Here is a 6,148-nt window from a genome sequence, read left to right on the forward strand (position 1 = left end):
AGCCTTAGAAAATGCTTATCAACAGATGTGGGAAAAAGATTAGATTTTTCCCACATCTGTTGATAAGCATTTTCTAAGGCTAGAGTTAAACCTTGTATATCTCCCAGTTGAGATTTTTGAAAACGCTCTCTTAAGCTAGTTCGTAATTGAGCGATCGAATCTATATTCTGAGCAAAATTAATGGCTTTATTAACGTACTCTTGGGGAGTATGAGCAACCCAATCGGCTAAACCGATCGCCTGTAGGAGACTATTACCCATCCGTTGAATTTTACGATCGCCAGCAAGGGTTAAAACCGGAACCCCCATCCAAAGAGCATCGCAGGTAGTCGTACAACCATTATAGGGAAAAGTATCCAGGTGAACATCGATACGGTGATATAAGGAAAAATAATCCTCCGCCAATATTGGTGAATCAATCAATTCAACTTGTTCAAGATTAATACCTTGTTCTTGGAGGAATAATTCAACACTTTCTCTTTCTTCAGGATCATCTAAATTATGATAATGGGTTTTGAGGATGAGACGGGCATGGGGTAACGCCTGAAGAATTTTTGCCCACAAGGATAAAAGGAAAGGATTAAGTTTAGAAAAATTATTGAAACAACCAAAGGTTATCTGTTCTGAACTCAAAGCAGGAAGGGGATTAATTTCTGGAGTTTCTGGGGAAGGTTGATAAGCTATATAACATCTGGGGAGTCGCCATATAGTCTCGGCAGTTTTTTCTTGAGTATCTAAGGGATGTAAATGATGATCAGTAATCCAATAATCCATAGTGGGAATACCTGTGGTGGCAAAATAACCTAAGTAACTAGCCTGAATAGGGGCAGGTTTGGCAAAAAAGATCGGCAGACGATTATCTTCTGTATGACCCGCTAAATCAATTAGGATGTCAATCTGATCCTGTTGAATTTGCTCGATTACTTCTGCATCAGTAAGTCCAAAGGTTGATCGCCAGTGATCGCAAGAAGACTGAATTTCTTCCGTTATTTCATCAACTTTGCGGATTTCCCCATAACAATAAATTTCAAATTTTTGACGGTCGTGATGTTTAATAATTGGGGCGATAAACTCTCCAACGGGATGACGTTTAAAGTCAGGGGACACATAACCAATTTTGAGTTTGTGTTGGAAATAAGATTCTTTAGCAATAGTCATAGTTCTTTTGATATTTGGTTCGTTATTGAGCTTGGGCAATGGATGATGATTTCGATCGATACCATTGGGAGGAAGCATCGTAAATTTCTTCTGAACTGATTTCCTCTACACTACTGAGAGTAAAAAGGAGGGCTGTATAGGCTAATTTATGATCGGGATCACAGCGAAGGGCTTGACGAAAACAATCGATCGCCTTTTTGCTATTGGGTTGACGACTATAAACTACTCCTAAATTGTAATATGCCATGCCATAGTTCGGGTCTAACTCGATCGCTTTTTCAAAACAACTTTTTGCCTTAGTTAACAGTTTTTGCTTTTTATAACTAATCCCTAAATGTAGATAAGCGATCGAATCTTGGGGTTTTGCTTGAATAATTTTTTGAAAGCAACTGACTGCTTTATCAAACTTTTTCTGTTCATAGAGAACTACTCCCAAGTTATAGCGTAATTCTAAATTGTCTGGTTGTAGCAATAATGCACAACGGTAATATTTTTCAGCTTTGGGGTAATTTTCTTGACGATCGTACAGTTGGGCGAGGGTTTTATAAGCCTCCACATTAGTAGAATCTAATTGCACAGAATGGGAATAACAGGCGATCGCCTTTTCTGTCTCTTTTAACTGTTCATAAACCAATCCGAGATGATAAAAAGCGCTAGAATAATCAGGTTGAGATTGAATTGCTTGTTGATAATAACTAATCGCCTCCTGTAATTGTCCTTGTTGTGCCGCTAAAAAGCCCAGATTATGATAAGACTTAGCATAGGTAGGATCTATTTTGATCGCTTGTAAATAGAAGTTTTTAGCTAACTCTAATTCTCCTGTAACAGTTTTTTCTCGTCCAAGTTGATGATAATATGCCGCACTATCCTCCTCTGTAACTAAGGGAAGGGGAGGAGAATCAACCTTATTTTGTTCATCTAAATAGATATGCCACATTTGTCGATAAGCCGATTCCATCGTCTCTGCCATTCCTTTGGCATCTAACAATTCTGAGTGAGAAAGGCGATCGCGCATTGTAGCTCGTAAATTGCTTAAATAGGCAGAATCTTGAGCAAATTGAACAGCTTTTTGTACATATTCTTCGGATGTATTAGCAATCCACTCATCCAAACCCACTGCTTTTAAGAGGGTGACACTAAGACGTTCCATATTACGCCCTCCTGCTAAAGTGAGGGAGGGTACTCCCATCCATAGGGCTTCACAGGTAGTGGTACAGCCTCCGTAGGGAAACGGATCAAGATGAATGTCAACATTATTGTAGGAGGAAAAATGTGCTTCATCATCTAAGAACCCCCCTTGAATGAATAATCGATCGGCACTAATTCCCCTTTCAACAAAGTTATTGATCAAGTTGTCCTGAACTCTAGGATCGACTCCAGCGTGACGGATTGCTTTCATCAAAAGACGAGAGTTGGGAACAGCTTTGAGTATTTCAGACCAAACATGAATAGTTTCAGATGTTATTTTCCTTGTATCGTTAAAAGAACCGAAGGTAATTAAACCCGTTTTTTCAAAAGGTAGGGGTGAAACCGCTGGGGTGTCGAGATAGTTGTTATAGGTTAGATAACAACGGGGTAAACGCCAAATTGTCTCACTGGTTAATTCGGGAGTATCTAAAGGATGTAAGGCCTCATCGGTAATCCAATAATCAATGGTGGGTAAACCCGTGGTGGCAAAATAACCCAAATAGGTCGCCTGAATGGGGGCGGGTTTTATTCCCAACACTTTAAGGCGGTTCCCCGCAGTGTGACCGGCTAAATCTACCAAAATATCGATTTGATCTGCCTGGATTAACTCTGCTACTTCTAAATCTGATAAACCCACAGTACAGCGCCAGTGATCGCAGGCTGCTCGGATTTTTTCGGTAACGTAATCCTCTTTAGCGACTTCGGCGTAGGCAAATATTTCAAATTGATCGTGATGATGATTTTCTAATAAAGGCTTAATAAAAAAACTACAGGAGTGACGACGAAAATCAGGAGAAATATAGCCAATACGCAATCGGCGATCGGGGTCTGATTGTCTCGGATGGTGTTTGAGGGTAGGAAGGCTCTGTTTAACAACTTGGTAGATATACCAGAGATAGGAACTATCAAGAATCTCCTGGGGAGAAACAATGGTCAATGCCCCAAAACACCACAACAAAAATGAGTGATTACCACAATTATGCGGCTCTAATTGCGCAATTTTATGACAATAATCGACCGCATTGGCTATTTTGCCGAGTTTTTCAGCACAGGATGCTAAACTTTTCAGGGCTGCAAGATGGTCATTGTCTATAGTTAAGATTTTTTGATAATAGCCGATCGCCTCATGAATATAACCAATTTTGTCTAAAACTATGCCACAATTTTGTAGCGCGGGAATGTAATTAGGGTCAAGGGTTAACACTTGGCGATAATAGGCGATCGCTTCGGGGAGTTTGTCCTGTTGTTGAAAGATGACGGCAAGATTAAATAAGGGTTCAATGGCCGAAGGTTCAAACTCCAAAGCCATCTCATAACAGTTTTGCGCCTGAAGGAATTTTCCCCGTCGCTCCCATTTATTCCCTGTATTAATTAAATAGGCAACAAAATCTGGTAATAAGTCCCATTCCTTCGCTGTTAAAAGACTTTTTGCTTTTGCTAAATCTCCTTGATCTTGCCAAAATTTAGCTAGTTGAAATTTGATACTAGGATGATTGGGGTCAAGATTTAAAACCTGAGTCAAGCATTCGCCTATTTCCAGGGTGATTGCTTGCTTTTTCTCGTCTTCGAGGTTTTCTCTCTGGTTAATTAATTGCTGTTTGAGATTTAAACCTAAACGATAGTAGGCTTTGGCGTATTGAGAATTGAAAGCAATCGCTTGACGATAATAGGCGATCGCCGATTGCCATTGTTGTTGTTTTTCCTTGACAACCCCCAAATTATAATAAGATTGAGAACGCTCAGTATCTAGTTCAATCGCCTTGAGATACCAAGACTCAGCCAAAGCAAAATGACCTTGTTGCGTGAATTGATTGCCCAGATGATGGGCGATTTCCGCCCCTTGTTTCGCTAAACCATAATCAGCAAAAGAACCAATCAAGGAATTCTTGATTTCCTGATAGACCAACTCCCGCTGGTCGGGGAGTATTTTCCACAGGTCTTGTTGTAAGGTCGCTAATAAATCCAGCCAAGTTTGCCAATGGATTTCTTTAACCAAATTTAAAAATATTTCCCTGAAGGTTTCGCCGGTTTCATCTCCGCCGAATAGCAGCAAGGGTTTAAAGAGACAGTGGACTAATAACTGCTCTTCCTTGCTAAAACATTCCTGCCAAGGCGCCGAATCGGTTGGAAAATCTAATAAATTCTCGACCGGATAATCTTGGCTATTAAACCTTAAACCAACTGCTTGGGCTAGAGCTTCTATCTGCCCTAGGGGTGTTTCCCTGATGTCCCTTTCGTTTAACCAAATAACTCGATGGGCTAAGGGCAGCCAAACATGAGGCTGACATTGCAACTGTTTGGCCACGGCTTGGGTAACGGTGTCTTGACTACCCGTGATGGTGTTGCCCAAAGCCTGACGCGGATCTGCGTGGCTATAGACCACTAACGCCCCCTCCTGTTGCATCCCCTGCAGGGCATCTTGCCCCAACACCTCAAACTGCAATAAAAGGGGTATATCTTCTCCCTGCTGTAACCTTAAATAACGGTCAAGAGACACCGCATCTGGAAATACCCCCGCCTGAAAATCGAGGCCCGATTGAGTGTACAGTTCACCCAATACTCGGTAACTCCAAGCGGTTTGATAGTAGGGAATACGATTACAGAATATGATCATTACAACGACTGCATCCGCAGAGCTAGAAAGATTCAGGTTATTGGCAACCACTCAGAAGACGTTTGATCCGTAGGTTGGGTTGAGCGACTTAATACTTGGGAGAAAGCCGCTCTATGTAATGGTTTGAGCGAACCCCAACATTCTTAAAGACATCGGTGCAGTTGGGTTTCGCTCAAGCGTCGATCATGTTTGACAGACAAGAGTTGTTATTGTTCAACCCAACCTACAACCTACAACCTACAAGCTTTTATAAGGGGGGCTAGGGGGGATCAATTATCCGTTTCAGACACCCCCCTAAGGGGCAGTAGCGAAATCAGTACCCCGGCGGTGGCGGATCTGCTCGGCTGAACCAGACGGCCACCCACCCCGCCAAGGACAGAGAACTAAGGGACTTGCGTGGGAATAATATCCCAGTCTAAAAATCGCTCTGTAGAAGAATCAGACCAGCTAGATGGCACATTATCAAAGCGCAAGTCCCTTAGCTGCCGGGGCTCTCGAAGGCTCTCGCCCTACTTAGGGTGATCAGCAAACCTGATCGAGCGGAGGGCGCAAGCCTTGCGCCCCTACAGTAACGGATTTTGTCCACAATGTAGGGGCGAACTGCGTTCGCCCAAAAGGTACATTATCAAAGCGCAAGTCCCTAATCTAAGACGGAAGTACCAGCAGTCCAAGCCCGGACGATACCAGACACATCCCCAAACCGACTGGCGGCAGTGGCTGCCGTAATAGAATTAGCAGTGGCACGTTCAACCGATGGGGTGGTAGATGCGTTTGCCACTACTGGGGCAGTAAGCGTTCCCGAAGTAATAACAGGGGCGCGCACGTTACTATTCGCCCCAACATGAACGTTTGTAGCGTAACCTAAGTTTACTACAACAGCACCGCTGAATATATAGTCAGCAGAGGGCAATACTTGCTCAATGGCAAAGCTATTGGTGGTAGCAGTGTTACCATCGGTGAGAATGCTAGTGACGGCGGCGGACACTCGGGATTGGGATGCTCCCCCGATAAATTGGGCTTGGGCGCTTTCGCCATTAACTAACACACCAGCTACAGCAAGTCCACCAGCTAGAATTGTTGCTTTAGAGATTTCTTGATAATTGGATTGTTTCATTTTCGTTTGCTCATACAATAAGATTTTTATATCTGAAAACTGAAATTTAATAACTAGAGTCAATTTATTTCTCAC

General features: G+C 42.6%; 3 protein-coding genes. All 3 read right to left on the reverse strand.

Features of this window, described 5'->3' with window-relative positions; genetic code table 11:
- Window positions 1-1,235: O-linked N-acetylglucosamine transferase, SPINDLY family protein (locus tag ACN4EE_RS21655; RefSeq protein WP_458575035.1), on the reverse strand; the 1,235-nt coding region annotated here is incomplete at its 3' end.
- Window positions 1,180-5,010, reverse strand: coding sequence for a tetratricopeptide repeat protein (locus ACN4EE_RS21660; protein WP_431708589.1), 3,831 nt, complete (start codon window positions 5,008-5,010; stop codon window positions 1,180-1,182). The genes ACN4EE_RS21655 and ACN4EE_RS21660, both read right to left, overlap by 56 nt.
- A 589-nt stretch (window positions 5,011-5,599) precedes the next feature.
- Complete coding sequence (locus ACN4EE_RS21665) at window positions 5,600-6,073, reverse strand: hypothetical protein (RefSeq protein WP_431708590.1); 474 nt, start codon at window positions 6,071-6,073, stop codon at window positions 5,600-5,602.
- Window positions 6,074-6,148 lie beyond the last annotated feature (75 nt).

The organism is Geminocystis sp. CENA526 (assembly GCF_050753365.1).
In the GTDB taxonomy this organism is placed as follows: Bacteria; Cyanobacteriota; Cyanobacteriia; order Cyanobacteriales; family Cyanobacteriaceae; genus Geminocystis.

Excerpts from the sequence above, each read along its gene's own strand:
- ACN4EE_RS21665 (WP_431708590.1), bottom strand. The coding sequence starts at position 6,073 with ATGAAACAATCCAATTATCAAGAAATCTCTAAAGCAACAATTCTAGCT.